Here is a 20,330-nt window from a genome sequence, read left to right as displayed (position 1 = left end):
TCCCGAGCTGGGGTTAATTAAGCAAATTGGTATAAAGGCCACATAAAACTTGCGGCTAAAAAAGTATAAGTTATTCGAAGTCCGGTTTGATGAATATGAGGCATTTTAGCTTTTTGGCGATAGTTGAGTACCTAGCCACAGAGTGTGAATAGGGGATAAACTTGCATGCAAATTAATTAGCCGATGATGTAACAATTGACACAGTTTGAAACGAATTTACTTTAGACTTTTTTGCTGTGCTTGCTACACTTTATTTGTTCCCAAAACCAATTAGACACCGATCCCTAAGCATTGTGATATGGATCGGTATCTTTATTTATAGGATTAGCATGAGTTTATTAAAAAGTGCACTTATTAAGACTTTAAAAAGTAAATCTACTCAGCAGGTCGCTTCGGTCGTGCTTGATAAAGCATTGAAGCAGGGAAAGGAGTTCATAGATTCACGAAACACGCAAATGAAAAGTGAGACTGATGAGTTAGTATTGGGACTTCAGCACCTATTAGTGCAGAAGCCAACGGATGGTATTTATTCCATTTCGCTTTCAAGCTGTAAAATTAGAGTTAAAATATCATCAGGTGCCATCGCCCAAATAGATAAAATTTAAAATATTCTCCTTTTCTGTAAATTTCTATTCCTCACCACCGTCAGTTAACCGATTTATCTTTATTTAACCAAGGGTTGGGTTTAAATGCTCGAAACTTGATATGTACTGTAATCTGATAGTCTCAATGACAAATTATGACTGAGCTTATGCTCAAACTTTAGGTCGGGATAAGCAGTTAGTTAGTCAACTTAGGTGCCTCAGCACAATATTGCTCTAGCCAGAAGTGATATTCTTAATATATGGCAAATTTATACATCAAAAGCAGCTCTATTCAAGCAAAACTAACGCTGTAGTACGCGATAATGGTTTCCTTTTTGGAAACAGTGGAGATGGTATTGTGATTTCTACTTCGCGCATTTGAGCCCCTCCAACCAAGATATAAATCACCTCACTATTCCATAATGTTATATAAAATATATTGTATACATTGTGTATTTAATGTTAGAAAAATAAAACCCAATCGGATAGACCCGTTGGGTTTGGATACACAACATAAAGGTAACTTATGAAAACAACAAAATTTACGTCAGTCATGGTCGCGTTAGCAATGGCAGGAGCGGTAAACGCCCATCAAGAGTCAGAGCGATTATTTAAGCCATTAGAGGCGTCGAGCCAGGCAAAAATTAATATCTCGCATGGTCATGAACACAACGCCAAACGGGATAAAGCGCCGGTCGCCGAGAGTGAAGCTATGCAAGTTAGCCCATTACTCGCCGCACAAACTTCTCAAGTCAATACATTTAATGCTGACCGCAGCGAGCAGTTAAGCGTTTGCGACTTAGCTAGTCTGGCAAATGCCAACAGCAGTCAAATTGTTGCTGAAGTCAAGCTGCAAGGGGCAAGTTGTATCAATGCGCTATTTTCGGCTGAAAGCAGTACTCAATCAAAAGTGTTTACTTCTGATAAAATGTATGCCGCTGCGCAAAGCACAAAAGCGCTTTCTCAGAGCTACGCTGGCAACGGTAGCTCTGATCTAGAAGCTTTATACTTATTTATTCGTGCTGGTTTTTACGTTGAGTTTTATAACGACCAAGTGAGTTTTGCAACTTGGGTAAAGCCTGCTGTGAAAGAGGCTTTGGATGCGTTTGTAAATAATAGCCACTTTTACGATGACAATGATGCACATGGCAAAGTCTTAAGCGAAGCAATAATCACCATGGACTCGTCTGAGTTGCAAGACAGCTACCTGCCAGTAGTGAAGGCTTGGCTAGCAAAATGGAATGAAAGCTATGGGCAGAAATGGAATATGCGAAGCGCGGTAAATGGCATTTTTACGATTTTATATCGTGGACAATGGAATAGTAACTTCGTAGCGCAGGTAAAAAATGATCAAGAGCTAGTCCAATTATTAGGTAACTTTACGGCGCAAACTTGGATGATAAACTCTGATTCACAATACCTCATTATCAATGCTGCAAGCGAACTGGCAAGACTAAAGCTATATGATGGTGCAGCAATACAAGACAACGTAGACAATCAACTAGTGTCACTATTTTCACGCTATGAGAGCTATGGCTTTGGGGATGGAGTATGGTTGGCTGCGGCTGATGTTGCAACGTATTACTCGGATTGTAGTAAGTTTGATATTTGTGACTTTGACAAAGAGCTAGAAGCGAAAGTTCTGTCACAGCAGCATAGCTGTAGCGATACCATTAAAATACGTGCACAAGAGTTAACACCCGTACAGCTGACATCTGCTTGTGAAAAAATGGAAGCAGAGGAAGTGCGTTTCCACGATATGCTTGAGACAGGTCGCTTACCCGTAGCAGACGATAACAATGATTTTCTTCAGGTTAATATCTTTAACAGTAGTTCAGACTATAAAAAATATGCTAAAGCCATTTTTAAAATAAGCACAGACAATGGTGGTATGTATCTGGAAGGGGATCCAAGCGATGTGAATAATATTGCCAACTTTGTTGCTTACGAGGCAAGCTATGCTAAACCCGATCACTACATCTGGAACTTAGAGCATGAGTATGTGCATTACCTTGATGGTCGTTTTGACTTGTATGGAGGATTTAATGCCCCAACCAAACCAATCGTGTGGTGGAGTGAAGGGGTTGCTGAATACATCGCAAACCTTAACGACAATCAAGCTGCTATCGATACGATTCAAGATGGCTCCACCTATACGCTAGCTGAAATCTTTAGCACCACTTACGATGGATTTGACCAAGATAGGATCTATCGTTGGGGATATTTAGGTGTCAGATTTATGTACGAAAGACACTTTGATGAAGTAAAGGCAATGCGACAAGAAACCAGAACCGCAAATTGGGATGGTTATCAAGAGCGTGTCAATCGTTGGGCGTCTCAGTATCAGTCTGAATTTGTGCAATGGTGTAATAGTTTGGTTGATGGCGGACAAAATAGCGCGCCGACATCACAAATTAATGGCCCATATACAGGGACTGCTGATCAAGCCATTCAGTTTTCTAGTCAAGGAAGCATAGATCCAGATGGTGACACATTAACGTATCTTTGGAGTTTTGGAGACGGTAGTGAGAGCAACATCGCTAATCCCACACATAACTATACTCAACCTGGTGAGTATCAAGTAAGTCTTACGGTTATGGATCCTGCCGGTTTAAGTCATGTAAGTAATACGATTGCTTCCATAAGTGCAGCGTCATCAGAAAAGTTACGTTCAGGAAGTCCAGTAATTATTTCAGGTGAACAAGATGAACAACTTACCTTTTCCATTGACGTTGCTGCGGGTGTAGACAAATTAATTTTGACGACATCTGGAGGAACAGGAGATGTTGATCTGTATGTAAAAGCGGGAACAGCGCCAACATTCAATGAATTTGATTGCCGGCCTTATAAATCTGGTAACGAAGAAATATGCGAAATTGCTACCCCGGAAGCCGGCACTTATTACCTTATGCTACATGGTTACAATCGCTTTGAAAATGTTCAGTTATTAGGAGAGATCCAAACTAAGTCAACGGTTGAGGATATGTGCAAGTCTCAAGGTAGTATATCCAATGGCAGATTAACAGCCGGTAAAACGGTGTGTCTAGGTAGCCAAGATCCGATGTGGTTTAGCCTTGAAAATGTAAGTGCACAGCAATCAATTGTAATACAAACTGCCCATGGCAGCGGTGACTTGGGGCTTGAGTACAGTAATGGGGGATGGCCAAATGGTAGCAATGTGGAGGCTAGCTCTTTTAATCAAGGTAATGTTGAATGTATCGAGCTCGGTGCACAATCTTCGTATTGGGGATATATAAAAGTATCAGGTGCCCCAGCTGGTGCATCAATCAAAGTATCGTATAACGCGGGGAGCTGCAATTAGCTATAAGAGGGTAATCGACTATAATGTTCGAGGAGCTTTATGAGCTCCTTTTTCGTTACCCAGAGAATGATGTGACAGTTTTACTCAAAAGAGGCTAGGCTGTATTGATAATATAATACCAATTAGACTTAATACTTGCTCAATTTGAAAGTGTAAATCTGACGCTAACCGCGTTAAAAATGTCTTATTTAGAACAACTAAATAAGACATTTTCCTTGCTTACTTGGATGTAGATACCTGAGCGAGAATAGAACGCGGTAGCGGAGTTATCGACAAGATTTTCCCGCCTCAAAATAGATCACGTAATTAAGATAATTGGTATAAGTGCTGTGTAAGTGATGAGGCCTGTGGTGTTAAAGATAGCTTTTCTTTCTACTTTTCTATTTCTGTTAGGGTCGTTTCCAGCATATAGCGCTCTGCAACAGACACTATATGTGTATCATAATAAGCCGCCATACATCACAGACTTAGACGCTCGTGAAGGCCTCTATTTTGATATTGTCAGGCTGATAAATAGTCATGCGACTGAGCTGCAGTTTGACTTGCGATTTATTCCCCGCAAGCGTCTGGATAAACTGCTTCAAGAAGCACAGTTACCAGGCTTTATATTAGGGGTTAACCCAGCTTGGTTTGGGGACATAAAAAAACAGAAGTACCTTTGGAGCAGCCCATTAATGTATGACACGGATGAATTCGTCTCTCATATTGAACATCCGTTTGAATATTATCATCCAAGCTCGTTGTCTGGCAATTTGGTCGGTACAATCGCTGGTTACTATTATCGATACCTTGATCAAAAAAATGAATATTCAAAAGTGCAAAGAGTAGATGTTAATTCTGAGGAAGCCTTACTAGAAATGGTGTTGAAAAAACGGGTTAATGTTGCCATTGTCAGCCGCTCGACCACAGAGTATTTAGCCACTAAAAATGGTTGGAAAGAGGTGTTTTACTTTTCTCAAAATCCACATGAGACATATTACCGAGCGATTATGGCACCAGAGTCACTCAAAGCAGAATTTACGTTACTACAACATGCACTAGACTCTGAGTTATTTAAAAAGCAACTTGTGACGTTGCTGAAAAGTTATCATTTAGTCTACTGAAAAATCAAACTACAGTGGTGCCAAGTGGATGCTAACGTGCAACATCAATTTTAACTACAACATGAGCGCTAATCGTTGAGTGTATAACGGGCGGCATTAACGCTATTTTTCGAATCACGACAGCTGGGCGTTACGTTACCAGCTACCTGTATTTTCCATCGATTTCCACGGCTCTTGTGGTGGTAGTGCATCACCCTGTTGCAGTAATTCGATAGATATACCATCAGGTGACTTGATAAAGGCCATGTGGCCGCACCGAGGAGGCCTATTTATAATTACGCCGGCTTCTTGCAGTTTATGGCAAAGATCGTAAATATTTTCAACGGCAAAAGCCAAGTGCCCAAAATTACGACCGCCATCATATTTTTCGGGATCCCAGTTGTAAGTTAGCTCAATCGTGGGTGAAAAGCTTTCTCGCGCTTGCTCTGCTTGCTCAGGGGCTGCAAGATAAATCAAACTAAAACGACCTTGCTCACTGTCATACCGTTTTACCTCAATAAGCCCCAATAGATCACAATAAAAATTAAGTGACTCATTTAGATCGCTTACACGAACCATGGTGTGTAAATATTTCATTACTTATTCCTTCTGGGTTACTAACATCAATTTTAAAGCTTTACCTCATGGATTAAAAGCGAAGGCTTAACTTTATAAAAATGAGGCGAATTTCTGGCAATTTCTACATCGGGTAGTTAAGCTTTTTGACGGTGGATAACGAATTAAAAGAAGGTGCTCGATGATGGCAGAACTTCCAGAGGTAATTGATAGCATGACAGACATCGTATCATGCTTAAATACAAGTGAGTCTTTGGAGCATTTTTTATTAAATGTTCACTGTATTGTGCAAAAAATTACCTATGCCGATAATTTTTATGTTGTGTTGCAACGTCAAGATGGCTCATTTGAGTTTCCTTATTTTCATGACGTCAAGGATAGTATTTCACTAGATGAGTTAAATAATTTAACTACAGCTGAGTTAAACAAGACGCTGACCTATTATGCGCTTAGTTCAGATAGCGTAAAAAATTACACCGAGCACTCGCTAAAGGCACTCACTTCCACAGGTGTTATCGATATGCTAGGGAGCTTTCCCAAACAGTGGTTGTGTTTCCCATTAATGAATAAAGACAAGCATTTAGGTGCTTTTGTACTCCAGTCTTACCGCCGTCAAGATGAATACTCAGACAGCATGGTAGATCTTTTATACACGGTGAGTCATGTAATCGCTTCTGCAATGGATGCTTTTGCAAACCAGCAAGCATTAATTGACGCCAATCAAGCATTAAGAAAACACGAATTAGAGTTAGAAAAAACGGTACAAGCGCGAACCTTCGAACTTCAAGCGAGCCTGTCTGAATTGCAATCAGAAATCGACAAACGCAAAGCGCTTCAAGAAAAGCTGGAATTTGATGCCTATCACGATAATCTCACGCAGCTTGCCAATAGAAAGTATTTGTTAAATGAGTTACAAAAATTATCCGCGCGTTCATCTCGTCAGCCAATTAATGTGTACCTAGGATATTTAGATTTAGATAATTTTAAACCAATCAATGACACTCATGGTCATCATAGTGGCGATGAAGTGCTGGTACATGTTGCTAGAAGACTGCAGGAGACAGTAAGGGAGTATGACTTTGTATGTCGGATTGGTGGAGATGAATTTGTGTTTGTTATTAATGAAAGCATTGCATCAGACATGTTATCTCGATTAACAGAACGTATTCGCTCTGAGATTAACCAAGATATTTTGTTGAGTAATGGTCAGCTAGTACAGGTTGGTTGTAGTATTGGAGTGGTGATTGCTGAAGGGGTGAGCGTGAGTGCTGAGTCGTTGTTAAAAAGGGCGGACAATGCACTTTATGAAGCAAAGAAGCAAGGTAAAAATCAGGTCTCATTTAGCTTTGAACCACGCTGAACTTGAGATTAAGATCCTTATATTTATCATGTTTTTATAATTTCTTTTGGTGATTGCATGTTGGCCTTTGCTTTACGTTGGTGATTGTTTTAGGATCAAGCTTTACAGATAAAACAATTGCATTCTATGACCATTAGGCTGATCTTTATTGCACTTATTTGCTTTACCTTGACGGCAAAAGCTGTTGAAGTTCAAAATCTATATGAGACTTCACTGACCGTTAGCGATAAATCTCGTGCGACACGGGCTAAAGCGAGCCAACAGGCGCTGTTAAAAGTATTACAAAAGCTCACCGGTAAAGCTGACGATTTTTCTCATTCGGCAATTCAGTCAAGCCTAAGGCGGATCTCGGACTACATGTTGAGATATGAATATTACGACATGCAAGGCGCAACGAAAATAAAGGTTGAATTTGAGCCGGGGAAAGTTGAAGAGCTGGTTAGAGAAGCAGGCTTACCTCTTTGGGGAAATCGACGCCCGATGATTGCTATTTGGATGGTAATTGAAGACAACTTTCAGCGTGATTTCGTGACACAAGAAAGCTACCCCCAATTAGAACGATTAATTTACGATACCGCTGATGAATGGGGAGTGCCTGTTGTTGTCCCCTTGATGGACTTAGTAGACCGAAGTAGCGTTAGTATTGCTGAAGTATGGGGAAACTTTTCCAACGAAGTGGAGTCTGCATCACGTCGGTATGAAGCCGAACGTGTTATTACTGCAAGGTTGTTTCAACCTCCTCATACCAGCTCTTGGCAATTAGATTGGCGTTATACTGATGCAGAGCTTTTTGAACCTGAGCAATATGTTGGCGATAAACAGCAAGTGATCATTGATATGATAAATTATGTATCTAGTACTTTGGCTCAGCAATACGTAATAGATCCTAATCAAACGCAAGATGTGCACCGAACAGTGATTACGGTCGATCAATTATTATCCTTTGCTGATGTTGAGCATGCTAGGCGTAGGCTACTGTCTATGAGCACAGTGATGGATGTTGACGTCATCTATCGAGCAAAAACGGCTGTCAAGTTTGCCATTGAGCATACTTCAACAGTTTCTGATTTGCGTAAAACAATAGGCTTAGAGCAAAGCTTTAAAATATTCGTTGACCCTAGGGCGTACTACCAAATTGCCGATGATGGTAATTTAAAATATAACTGGGTGGGTCGCTAAGATGGAATCGCCACGTCAAATGGCATTGCCCGTCACATTACCTGATGACGAAACATTTTCTTCTTATTTCGGTGGTGAAGCTTCCTTAGAAGTAAGCCACCTAAAAAATGGCCTAGCTCAGCGCTTAGCGGGGTTTCAATATACTTATTTGTGTGGATTAGCAGACTCTGGCAAGTCGCATTTACTCTATGCTACTTGTATCGAAGCTCAGGAATTAGGGCTTTCCACTATTTTGCTGTCATTGCGAGAAGTACTCGACTTCGGCCCTTTGGTGCTTGATGGTTTAGACGCCTTAGATGTTGTGTGCATCGATGATGTCCATTTGGTTGCTGGGAACGAAGCATGGGAAAAAGCATTATTTAACTTTTTCAATCGCTTCAACGAAAAAGGTAAGTGTCTAGTGGTGACTGCAGACTTACTTCCTAATATGCTAAACCTGTCGTTACCAGACTTAGAATCGCGCTTGACGTGGGGTACGACATTTCAGATCCGCTCAATGAGTGATGATGACAAAGCCGAAGCATTGGTAAAAAGAGCGTATATGCGTGGCCTTGAACTTTCAGATGACTGTGCTCGATTTTTGCTCACTCGGCTAAGCCGTGACATGCGAGCACTGCTCGATGTACTAGACAAACTTGATCACGCATCCATGGCAGCGCAAAGAAAGTTAACGATTCCTTTTATAAAAGCGACTTTAAAGCTGTAACAGGGCTAGAATATCGCCTTGCAATTCAGTTATCATAAGAGATTAAATAACAGCAAATTACCTCAGCAAAGATCAGGTAGACAATGAATTTAGAAAATATTTTAGCGCAAGCGCTCGAAGCCGTAGAGCAGGCAAGCGAAATTGCGCACCTTGAGGAAGTTAGAGTTAACTACCTTGGTAAGAAAGGTGAGATCACCGGTCTTCTAAAAACGCTAGGCAAACTAGCGCCGGAAGAGCGTAAAGACGCAGGTCAAGTGATTAACCAAGCTAAAACCCAAGTACAAGATGCGATTACGGTAAAGCGTGAAGCGTTAGCAAATGCAGCACTTGAGCAGAAGTTAGCCGCTGAAACCATCGATGTGACCTTACCAGGTCGTACAATGCCAGCTGGTGGTCTTCACCCAGTAACTCGCACTATTGAACGAATTGAACAATTCTTTGGTGAGCTAGGATTTGCTGTTAAATCTGGCCCAGAGGTTGAAGATGACTTTCATAACTTTGACGCGCTAAATATTCCAGAGCACCACCCTGCGCGTGCCGATCATGATACTTTCTATTTCAATCCTAAATTAGTACTGCGTACACAAACCAGTGGTGTTCAGATCCGTACAATGGAAGCAGAGCAACCACCTTTACGCATTATTTCGCCGGGCCGTGTTTATCGTAACGACTACGATCAAACACACACACCGATGTTCCATCAAGTTGAAGGCCTGATGGTAGATACTGATGTTAGCTTTACTGAACTGAAAGGGATCTTGCACGATTTCCTACGTAATTTCTTTGAAGAAGATATGGAAATTCGTTTTCGCCCTTCATACTTCCCATTTACAGAGCCTTCAGCAGAAGTAGATGTAATGGGGAAAAATGGTAAATGGTTAGAAGTGCTCGGTTGCGGTATGGTGCACCCGAACGTATTGCGTTCGGTAGGCATTGATCCTGAAAAATACACAGGTTTCGCCTTTGGTATGGGGGTTGAGCGCTTGACTATGTTGCGTTATGGCGTAACTGACTTAAGGGCTTTCTTCGAAAACGATTTAAAATTCCTAAACCAATTCAGATAAGAGCGACAAAAGTATGAAATTCAGTGAAAAGTGGTTACGCGAGTGGGTTAATCCAGCAATTGATACTGATGCACTATCTGAGCAATTATCAATGGCTGGTTTAGAGGTTGATGGTGTAGACCCAGTAGCTGGTGACTTCCAAGGGGTTGTTATCGGTGAAGTAGTTGAGTGTGAACAACACCCAGATGCTGACAAACTTAGAGTAACAAAAGTAAACGTAGGCGAAGACGAGCTACTAGATATTGTCTGTGGTGCCGCTAACTGCCGTGTAGGTTTAAAAGTAGCGGTTGCTAAAGTGGGCGCAACGCTGCCTGGTGATTTCAAAATCAAGAAAGCGAAACTTCGTGGTCAGCCATCACATGGTATGCTTTGTGCGTTCGAAGAGCTGGGCATGGCAGAAAGTTCAGACGGTATTGTAGAGCTACCGATGGACGCGCCAATTGGCCAAGATATTCGCGAATACTTTGGCTTAAACGACGTGACTATTGATGTTGACTTAACTGCAAACCGCAGTGACTGTTTAGGGATCAAAGGTCTTGCTCGTGAAGTTGGAGTACTAAACAGTATCGATGTAACAGAAGTGGCTATCACGCCAGTTACTCCAACAATTGATGACAAAATCGCTATTGAGTTAGTAAACAGCGAAGCATGTCCACGTTACTTAGGTCGAGTGATCAAGGGCGTTAACGTTAACGCAGACACCCCATTATGGATGGTTGAAAAACTGCGCCGTTGTGGCGTGCGCTCGATTGACCCTGTGGTTGATGTTACTAACTACGTTTTGCTTGAGTTAGGCCATCCGATGCACGCATTCGATTTAAACCAAATCGAAGGTGGGATCAAAGTACGCAACGCCCATGAAAATGAAGAGCTAGTATTATTAGATGGCAATACGGCGAAGCTTAAGCCATCAACGCTGCTTATTGCAGATGACAATAAGGCACTGGCCATGGCGGGTATTTTTGGTGGTGAGCGCTCTGGTGTTAATGAGCAGACAACAGACATTTTACTAGAAAGTGCCTTCTTTGCACCATTGGCAATTGCGGGTCAAGCGCGTAGCTATGGTTTGCATACTGATGCGTCGCACCGCTACGAGCGTGGTGTAGACCCTGTACTGCAGCGTGACGCAATGGAAAGAGCAACAGGTTTGCTGCTTGAAATCGTTGGTGGTGAAGCAGGGCCGATTGTTGAAGCGGTATCAGAAACAGATTTACCAAAAGAGCGTGAAGTGACTTTACGTCGTGAGCGTTTAGATCGCGTTATCGGTTATCATATCGAAGATGCTAAAGTATCTGATATCTTAACGCGTCTTGGTTTATCGGTAACATTTGCAGGCGGCCAGTGGCAAGCAACAGTACCGAGCTATCGCTTTGATATCAGCATTGAAGAAGATTTGATCGAAGAAGTGGCTCGCGTATTTGGCTACAATAATATTCCAAATGTGGCGCCAACCGCGGCGTTAAAGATGACAGATCATCAAGAAGCGCGTTTGCCAGTAGCGCGTTTTAGAGATGAATTAGTAAGTCGTGGCTACCAAGAGGCGATCACCTACAGTTTTGTTGATCCAAAAGCTCAGCAGTTGTTGCACCCACAATCTGATGCGTTAATCTTGCCACACCCAATTTCAGTGGAAATGTCGGCAATGCGCGTAAGCTTGATGACGGGCTTAATCAATGCGGTTTCTTATAACCAAAATCGTCAACAATCACGCATTCGCTTGTTCGAAACTGGGCTGAAGTTTATTAAAGATGACAGTGCAGAAAACGGTGTACGTCAAACGGCTGTAATTGGTGGTATTGCCTATGGTAATACACATAATGAACACTGGTCAGTTCCTTCTCGCAAGGTTGATTTCTTTGATGTAAAAGGCGATGTAGAAGCATTACTGGCACTATGTAATGATAAAGCACGTTTTAGCTTTAAAGCCGAAGCGAGTGATGGTTTGCACCCAGGCCAATCAGCTGCAATTTATGCAGATGGCAAAAAAGTCGGCTTTATCGGTGCAGTACATCCGCAGCTATTAAAGCCGTTAGAGCTTAAAGATACGCCATATGTGTTTGAAATTGACATGGCTGCTTTAGAAAACCGTCTGCTTCCTGAAGCGGTAAGCATCTCTAAATTCCCATCAAATAGAAGAGATATTGCTATTTTAGTTGCAGATGACGTAAAAATAGGCGATATTTTAGAGTGCATTGAGAAAGTTGGCGGAAATCAATTAGTTGACCTAAACTTATTCGATGTGTACAAAGGGCAAGGTGTTGAACCTGATCATAAGAGTTTAGCTATTGCTCTAACATTGCAAGCGGTTGATAGAACACTCGAAGAGAAAGACATCAACGCGGTTGTAGAAAACGTGGTGGCCGAATTGGCCAAACAATTCAATGCATCGTTGAGGGACTAGATATGGCGCTTACTAAAGCCGACATAGCTGAACACCTATTTGATAAACTGGGGATCAATAAGAAAGATGCCAAAGACTTAGTTGAAGCGTTTTTTGAAGAAATCCGCTCAGCGCTAGAAAACGGCGAGCAAGTAAAGCTCTCCGGGTTTGGTAACTTTGACCTTCGCGACAAGAAGGAACGCCCAGGTAGGAACCCAAAAACTGGGGAAGATATTCCTATCTCTGCGCGACGCGTGGTAACTTTTAGGCCAGGCCAAAAGTTAAAAACCCGTGTTGAGGTCGGCACAAGCAAAAACTTGTAAAAGTAAAAAAGCCTTGGTAGCGATACCAAGGCTTTTTTTAATTCGAAATAGTATCGTCATATACGCACGCTACACTCTGCGCCTTGTCGCATTTTGTGTAGTGAGAAGTATATGCGAGGAGCACACTCCTTAAGCAAGTTGTTAAAGAATATCTTTATTGCTTGGCTTTCTTGTAGTTTTGTTTTTTCAATAGCGACTTTATTCAGCTATGTGCACCTAAAGGAAACGGCAAAGGCGAACCTAGCTACCGTAGTAAACCGAATTGTCTCCGATATTGATAAAGAATTTACCGTTGTTGACGACACACTCAAGTATGCAGTAGATCTCTCTTTAAACTGTGAGCCGCACAGTCTTCATCATATGCGCAGGCTAGTATTTGAAAACCCTGGTATGAGCGAAATAGGGGTTATAGATCCCAAGGGTAAACTCATCTGTAATTCGTTTGGAAGATTGACTCCCCCCGTCAATACTAGCGCGCCTTTAAAACAGTCTGGTTTGAGATATTATGGCCCCATTATTACTGATTATTTGGAGCTACCAGCATTTGTTCTTGCCCGTACTCGAGATGATGGCTATGAGGTAAACGTGCTGATGCCAGATCATTGGCTGAAAAGAATGTTAGACATATCAGCTCATCATGATACTGATTTTGCAGCTTTAGTTGATAACACGACAGGCGTACCCATCTTTCTAAACGGTAATTATTCACTGCCGATCCGCCAGAAACTCTTTCCAGCTAAAAACCGACAAGCTGTAGAAGGGCACTTTGACGATGGCGCTGTTAAATTTGCTTATATTTCCGCAATCCCTAGTTTGCCGCAGTTAAGTTTGATCATTGCCAAAAACGACGACCGCTTGGTCAAAATGGAATGGATCTGGGGGCTACTGTGGGGGGTCTTGTATTGCTGCTCTTGGGGTGGGCTAACCTTTCTGTTAATTAACTATGATAAACGTCAGCTGAGCAGTAAAACGCAAATTCTACGAGCACTTGCAAATGAAGAACTTTTCAATGTGTATCAGCCACTTGTATGTGCTCAGTCAAAAAGTATTGTTGGCGTAGAAGTATTGATCAGATGGCGCCACCCGTTAGAAGGCGATTTGGGTCCCGCTTATTTTGTACCAGAGGCCGAGAGAGATGGCACCATACTGGACATTTCAATCGCCCAAGTGGAAGAGGCGATGCGAGATTTAAGCGAGATCTTATTGCAGCAACCAAAGTTTAAAGTGTCATTTAATGTCAATGGCTTATTACTTGGATCAAAGCGATATATTGATACACTGCTTTGTGCAAAAAAGCATATTTCATCACTCACCATTGAGTTAACTGAACGAGATGTGCTGACACAGGCACAAACCAAAACGGTCTTAAATGAGCTTAAGCGTGCAGGCATTGAGATAGCTATTGATGATTTTGGTACAGGTTATAGTGGCTTACAGTATTTACAGAGCTTTCCAATAGATTTACTCAAGATAGATCAAAGCTTTGTAGCTTCGATAGGCTTAGACACACTTCAGTCTCCAGTACTCGCGGCTGTAATAGATATGGCGGAAAAGCTCGATAAGAAACTAATTGCAGAAGGAGTCGAAACACAGGCTCAGGCGGATTATCTGCAAAGTCGGGGCGTCAACATTCATCAAGGATGGTTATATTACCAAGCGCTCGAGCTACCTCAGCTAAAGCACGAGATGAATAAGTGATCCGTCCTAGCATGGACTGACACTATTTGAAATTAAAACGCTCAATGAACTTCATCGGGCGCTTTGTATTTTAGTTACTGGAAAATGTATCACCCAACGGGTTGGATGTTAGCTCGGTTATCAAATATGGCCTTGTTAGCATTGTAAGGTAGGTCTCTTGCGGTTAATTGGCGCAATCAAGTTAGAGGCAACACCGATCAAAGTAGAACGCACGAGTTAGCAGCTAGATAAATTTTCAAAATCAATTAGTTAACCTGCTCAATTGCTCAGGCTAGCGGCCTCTGTACGCTAAAAAAATATAATTGCTTATTAAGGTAAATTTAGGTGTAATGAATACATAATGAGCGCTGAGCAATGCAGGGAAAGCTTACATAACACTAGCTAGGAATGTGAAAGCCTCTAAAAAGCCTATTTTTTCTAAGTAAGCTATAACATAAACAACACCAACTCTGTCACACCGAGCAGGTAGTGGCTCAGTCCAACAAGCGATTATACAACACAAGCAGCGTGTCGCATAAATACTAAAATGTTATATTTCTCATTAGATATCGAGATTCAAAGGGAATGCTGTGGATAGCCTTATTAAATATATACACAAGAAGATATCTATAATTATGAGCGGCCTCATGATTCACTTGGCGATATGACACCAATTGGTTATCTTGAAGCTGCATAAAATTCTACGAAAGCGCTGTACTGAATTGGGTGGAGTTACACTTTGAAGCGACAAAAAGCCGGAAAATAAAAAAGAGCGGCTTAGCGCCGCTCTATGCTGATATAGCTGTATTAAATCACTTCAGCAAAATAACAACCAAAGGCGCTCAGCTGAAGTACATTGTTAGAAATGCTGCCACTTTGATGTTTGACGTCGCATTCTGACAGTGTTAGCTCAGGTAAAGTGAACACCTGCTGGGTATCTGCTAAGTTAAAGACACATAACAAGGTTTGTTCATCCACTTTTCGATAGAAAGCTAATACCGGCTCTGGCGTGTCGATAAACTCAATTTCACCAGTTTTTAGTGCAGGTTGTGCACCTCGCCATCTCAAAAATGCTTGATAGTAGCTAAGTGTTGAGTTGTTATCCTGTACTTGTTCATCAACTGCTCGCTCGCTATGTTCATTGGACACAGGGAGCCAAGGCTTAGCTTCTGAAAACCCAGCGTGTGGTTTGGCTTTTGTCCACGGCATTGGTGTACGGCAGCCATCTCGACCTTTAAAGTTAGGCCAAAATGTGATCCCGTATGGGTCTTGCAGCTCTTCAAATGCCACCGCAGCTTCACCAAGGCCAAGTTCTTCACCTTGGTACATACAAACACTTCCTCGTAGCGAACCGAGTAGGGCAGTGAGCATTTTTACTTGTTCGTTATTGACTACGCTGTTAGTACTCCAGCGACTTGCGACACGTTCGACATCATGATTAGCAAATGCCCAACATGGCCAGCCCTCGGTCATGACAGATTCGAGGCGAGATACGGTGTCTCGAATATATTTCGCACTGTAGTCGCGGGTGAGAAGTTCAAAGCTATAGCCCATGTGCAGCTTATTGTCATCTGCGGTGTACTCAGCCATAGTTTGTAGCGAATCTTCTGAACTTATTTCTCCAAGGCTAACGGTTCCTGGATAGCGGTCAAGCAGGGCGCGGATCTCTTCCATAAATGCCAAGTTTTCAGGCTGTGTATTATTGTAATAGTGGTACTGGAAAGCATACGGGTTGTCTTCGCTGAAACCTCTTCCCTGACGTAACGCAGCTGGCTTTGCCGGGTTATCTCTTAATTGTTGGTCATGAAAGCAAAAGTTAATTGCATCTAACCTAAAGCCATCAACACCTTTTTTCAGCCAGAACTCAACATTATCTAGGACAGCTTTACGTACATCTGGGTTATGGAAATTAAGATCTGGCTGCTCAGTCAAAAAATTATGTAAGTAATACTGACAACGTCTAGGCTCCCATTGCCAAGCAACACCGCCAAAGATAGACAGCCAGTTATTAGGCGGACTACCGTCAGGTTTAGCGTCAGCCCAAACATACCAGTCAGCTTTATCGTTGATTTTATTTTCACGACTTTCAATAAACCATGGATGTTGGTTTGAGGTATGACTCAGGACTTGATCAATGATTATCTTAATATCACGCTCATGAGCTTGGTTAATCAATTCATCAAAATCTTCAATCGCACCAAACATAGGGTCTACATCACGATAATCGCTAATATCATAGCCAAAATCTTTCATTGGTGACTTGAAAAACGGTGAGATCCACACCGCATCTACGCCAAGAGATTTGATGTAGTCCAGACGATGAATTATTCCTTTTAAGTCGCCGATACCATCTGCATTACTATCTTGAAAACTGCGAGGGTAGATTTGATAAATAACTGCACCTTTCCACCATTCATTATTACTAGCCATGTACATTCTCCGGCTGCTCACCTTATTGCTTTGTGGTTGTGTTGCTTACTAGTCTTGATAAGCACCACTATATTGTGGCAAAGAATACGTCATGGTTTTTAGGCTGTAAAAAACCTGCATACGTATGCAGGTTTTGCATTGCGGGATAAAGTAAAGTTCAAGCAAGATATATTTTTGTCAAAAGACTTTACCAATTAGATGTAATTGATTTGATTGTTCTATATTTATTGAGTCTAGCTGTGCTTTATTGGTAAGACCAATTTAATTATGGTGAGCGAATACACAACAGCTCCGATATTACAGAGGTATAGCAAATGACCGTAACGTGTTTGGGTTAAAATTTAGTGAATTTTAAACCGAATAAAATTAACGAGAGGACTAATAACCTTTAATCGTAAAAAACATTATATTTCATATGGTTAGCTTTTGTTTTCGTAAACTGCCTGTAAATTTTATTAAAATACACTAGTTTTGAATACGTATGCACAAAGTTGTTTGCAAATTTAATCAACCGCTAGTATTTACCAGACAACAATAGTGCCAGATTGTTTTTTCATCAAATTGCACGCCGATGAGCAAATCGCACAATATAATATGGTTAATTGGGATAAAACATTATGTCTAAGTTCAAACCGAGTATGCTAACACTTGCACTGATTGCAGCGGGTGTGAGTCACGCAGCTCCAGTCGAAGATAACGCCGTTGACAAAGATGAAAATGTAGAAGTGATAGAGGTTCGTGGGATCTCGCGCAGTATTATCGCTTCTATTGATAAAAAAAGGTTCAGCGATACGGTCTCAGAAATAGTGGATGCTGGAGATTTGGCGGCTTTACCAGATGTTTCTATTGCAGACTCGTTAAGCCGTTTACCAGGCATAACGGCTGTTCGAGCAAGTGGACAGTCTTCTCAGTTAAATATCCGCGGAATGAATGGCGACTTTATTCAAACTACACTCAATGGACGCGAGCAAGCCAGTACTAGTGGCTATACTGCTGGTAGTCGCTGGATCTCGTTTGACCAATATCCGTCTGAGCTTATTAATCAAGCTGCGGTCTATAAGTCTCCCAAAGCTTCTCTTGTTGAAGGCGGGGTTGCGGGAACGGTAGAGCTAAAAACCGCTAATCCACTCGATGCTGAAAATGAGCATAACTTTAACTCTTCAGTTAGATATTCATACAACGATGCTGCGTCTGATGTTGGTGCTGATTCTACAGGAGAGCGCATAAGCTTTTCTTATCGTGGTAAGTTTCTTGATGAGACACTGGGCTTTGCAATAGGGGGAGCTTATTTAAATCAACCTAATAATGCCATCGATATTTCTGCACATGCCCCAACTCGCTCCCAAGATTTTGACGGTGATGGTAATGAAGAGCGCTCGGTTAACGGTTTTCAATATCGCTCGGCAAAAGGAAGCGATGAGAGGCTTGGCCTGTTAAGTACTTTGGTTTATCAACCGACAGACGCATTCAAAGTCCAGTTTGATTATTTTCACTCAAAATTTGAATCGGAAGATAAAAAGAGCGGTTTAAATATTGAAGGCTTTTCAAAAGATCTGAACTCTCTGTATTCCATTGACAATGCTGTTGTAAAAGATGGTTTTTTGGTTGCCGGTGACGTGACGATTACCGACCCTACAGGCCCTTGGGTGGAAATGCGCTCTGAGGATCAATCTACAGATTCGACGACAGACAGCTTTGGCTTAAACTTGCAGTACACCACTGACACTTGGGAAATAGCCCTTGACATCGCACACAGTGAAGGCGAAAAAACGCGAAGAGATATGATTGCCTCTATGCACGCCTACGAGTTCGGTACGGCGACACTGGAAGATGGTACGCTGGTAAATACATGGCAGGAATTAAGAAACCAAACCTTTTCTTTTGAGCAAAGAGAAAAAGACTCACCGTTTTTAACTTTGGGTAATGGCTATACCGATCTTTCAAATATGCGCTTGGGAGACTGGGAGCAATTTCCACATAAGTATACGGATGAGTTGGACAGCGTAAAAGTTGACTTCAAATATTATATTGAAAATAGCTTTATTTCATCGATTGAGGTTGGCGCACGTTGGTCAGACCGAGAGTTTACCGATCAACGTTCGACGTTTAGATGGGGCGCTCGTGAAGGGCAAAATGGTTATCAGCTACCTGATGGCACTATTGTCACGAATAAAGGCTGTGAGTTTAATGATCAAAACCACCCATGTATTCCTCACGATGTGACGGGGTTTGTCTCGCTTAGAGAGACGCGTGGCTTCCAATACTTAGAGTTAGACCTTGAAGGTATCGCTGATCAGGTCTTTGGACCCGGCAATTACGACGCGCAACAAACTTGGGGTCATAACTGGACACTTATTGAAAGTGGTGCGGTTAAAGAAGAAGTACTTGCAGGTTACATCATGGCCAACATAGACACCGAAATCGCAGACATTCCTGTGACTGGTAACTTCGGTGTAAGAGTTGTTAGAACTGATACTAAATCTATTGGGATCCAACAGATCCAAGGTGATGAAGTAGGTGATTCAATCGTGGATGATAATGGTGTTGAAAGAACGGATTATCGCCATGTCAACTATGGTCCAGAGTACACAGACACACTACCTTCATTAAACCTGAACTTTAGAGTAAGTGACACCGACCAAATCAGATTTGCAGCAGCAGAGGTGATAGGTCGACCGCCTGTCTATCAGCTAAGAGGGGGCGCAGGCTCATGGGCTGATACGGCAAATGATGGTAAAACTCCTCGTTATAATGTGTGGTCAAAAGGTAATCCAAATCTAGACCCATTTAGAGCAACTCAAATAGATTTGTCATACGAGCGCTATTTTGAAGATGGTGGTGCTTTTGTTGCAGCTTTATTCTGGAAGGATATTGAGTCATTAATTGAAAGTATCACTTATCAAGAAGGTGAAGTCGACTGGGCTGATATTGGTCTGGAAGTTCCGGAAGGATTTGTGGCTGGTCAGTATCAGACCACACAAAATAATGATCAGGGCGGCTATGTCCGAGGTATCGAACTTGCCTACACGACAATGTTTGATAACTTACCGGGGATTTTTTCCGGTTTAGGCTTCAATGCTAACTATTCATATACCGAAAGTGAAACCACCGTTGATGGTGGCGGTAACTTCCCAGATCAACAGCTACCACTGCCTGGTTTGTCTAAAAATGTCTGGAGTGCAACGGTATTTTGGAACATTGATTCATTCACAACTCACTTAAATATTCGTTACCGTGACGAGTACGTTTATGAGGGGGCGTCACCTGGTGGGTCATCGTTAGCATGGGCTGATGAATATACGGTAGTCGATTGGCAAGCATCATATAATTTTGAAAATGGCTTAGAGGCAGTGTTGCAAGTAAATAACCTGACTGACGAACCGAATACGACAAATTATGGTACAGCTCTGGCGACAGGGGAGTACAAGGAATTTGGTCGCCAGTATTATCTGGGCTTTAACTATAGTTTTTAATCAATAAGAACTTGATAGCCACCAAAGTAAACCCCTGCTTTGGTGGTTTTTTTATAATCGCTGAAGCAGTAGTTGATTGCTATCATCTATTTTCTAACAAGGCGTATTTATACCAATTTGACTTAATACTTGCTCAATTTGAAGGAGTAAATCTGGCGCTAATAGCGTTAAAAA

The 20,330-nt window shown here is 41.9% G+C and carries 13 protein-coding genes; 11 read left to right on the top strand and 2 right to left on the bottom strand.

Annotated elements, in window-relative coordinates:
* Positions 1-329: 329 nt before the first annotated feature.
* The 3 genes from D9603_RS09035 to D9603_RS09025 all read left to right on the top strand — a co-directional run bounded on the left by D9603_RS09035 (position 330) and on the right by D9603_RS09025 (position 5,009).
* Positions 330-605, top strand: a complete 276-nt coding sequence (locus D9603_RS09035) for a hypothetical protein (protein WP_125253228.1) — start codon at positions 330-332, stop codon at positions 603-605.
* Between the two features lie 505 nt (positions 606-1,110).
* The gene (locus tag D9603_RS09030) at positions 1,111-3,906 is read left to right on the top strand and encodes a collagenase (RefSeq protein ID WP_128731051.1); all 2,796 of its coding nucleotides are present in this window, start codon (positions 1,111-1,113) and stop codon (positions 3,904-3,906) included.
* A gap of 350 nt (positions 3,907-4,256) precedes the next feature.
* Positions 4,257-5,009 carry a transporter substrate-binding domain-containing protein gene (locus D9603_RS09025; protein WP_128731050.1) on the top strand — a complete coding sequence of 251 codons (753 nt, stop codon included), beginning with the start codon at positions 4,257-4,259 and terminating at the stop codon, positions 5,007-5,009.
* 135 nt (positions 5,010-5,144) lie between these two features.
* Here the strand turns inward: D9603_RS09025 and D9603_RS09020 are convergent, their stop codons facing one another.
* A complete protein-coding gene (locus tag D9603_RS09020) occupies positions 5,145-5,585 on the bottom strand; it encodes a VOC family protein (protein WP_128731049.1) in 441 nt (146 codons plus the stop codon).
* Positions 5,586-5,745: 160 nt separating this feature from the next.
* On the opposite strand from D9603_RS09020, the gene D9603_RS09015 reads away from it, so the two are divergent.
* The 7 genes from D9603_RS09015 to D9603_RS08985 all read left to right on the top strand — a co-directional run bounded on the left by D9603_RS09015 (position 5,746) and on the right by D9603_RS08985 (position 14,274).
* Complete coding sequence (locus tag D9603_RS09015) at positions 5,746-6,924, top strand: sensor domain-containing diguanylate cyclase (protein ID WP_128731048.1); 1,179 nt, start codon at positions 5,746-5,748, stop codon at positions 6,922-6,924.
* Between the two features lie 117 nt (positions 6,925-7,041).
* On the top strand, positions 7,042-8,103 hold the full coding sequence (locus D9603_RS09010; protein ID WP_128731047.1) for a DUF2066 domain-containing protein: 1,062 nt from the start codon (positions 7,042-7,044) through the stop codon (positions 8,101-8,103).
* A gap of 1 nt (position 8,104) precedes the next feature.
* Entirely contained in the window at positions 8,105-8,809 is a 705-nt protein-coding gene (gene hda / locus D9603_RS09005) for a DnaA inactivator Hda (protein ID WP_128731046.1), read from the top strand.
* Between the two features lie 83 nt (positions 8,810-8,892).
* On the top strand, positions 8,893-9,873 hold the full coding sequence (gene pheS, locus D9603_RS09000; RefSeq protein WP_125253221.1) for a phenylalanine--tRNA ligase subunit alpha: 981 nt from the start codon (positions 8,893-8,895) through the stop codon (positions 9,871-9,873).
* Positions 9,874-9,886: 13 nt separating this feature from the next.
* Positions 9,887-12,274, top strand: a complete 2,388-nt coding sequence (gene pheT, locus D9603_RS08995) for a phenylalanine--tRNA ligase subunit beta (protein ID WP_128731045.1) — start codon at positions 9,887-9,889, stop codon at positions 12,272-12,274.
* 2 nt (positions 12,275-12,276) lie between these two features.
* Complete coding sequence (gene ihfA / locus D9603_RS08990) at positions 12,277-12,576, top strand: integration host factor subunit alpha (RefSeq protein ID WP_099641651.1); 300 nt, start codon at positions 12,277-12,279, stop codon at positions 12,574-12,576.
* A gap of 111 nt (positions 12,577-12,687) precedes the next feature.
* Entirely contained in the window at positions 12,688-14,274 is a 1,587-nt protein-coding gene (locus D9603_RS08985) for an EAL domain-containing protein (RefSeq protein ID WP_128731044.1), read from the top strand.
* A gap of 786 nt (positions 14,275-15,060) precedes the next feature.
* Here D9603_RS08985 and D9603_RS08980 read toward each other — a convergent pair.
* The gene (locus D9603_RS08980; RefSeq protein ID WP_128731043.1) at positions 15,061-16,683 is read right to left on the bottom strand and encodes an alpha-glucosidase; all 1,623 of its coding nucleotides are present in this window, start codon (positions 16,681-16,683) and stop codon (positions 15,061-15,063) included.
* Positions 16,684-17,300: 617 nt separating this feature from the next.
* Between D9603_RS08980 and D9603_RS08975 the strand changes: the two genes are divergently transcribed.
* Positions 17,301-20,156 carry a TonB-dependent receptor gene (locus tag D9603_RS08975; RefSeq protein WP_128731042.1) on the top strand — a complete coding sequence of 952 codons (2,856 nt, stop codon included), beginning with the start codon at positions 17,301-17,303 and terminating at the stop codon, positions 20,154-20,156.
* Positions 20,157-20,330 lie beyond the last annotated feature (174 nt).

This window comes from Pseudoalteromonas sp. PS5, assembly GCF_004103255.1.
GTDB classification, from domain to species: domain Bacteria; phylum Pseudomonadota; class Gammaproteobacteria; order Enterobacterales; family Alteromonadaceae; genus Pseudoalteromonas; species Pseudoalteromonas peptidolytica.
The sequence above is the reverse complement of the archived record's forward strand: the minus strand, read 5'-3'. Positions and strand labels throughout refer to the sequence as shown.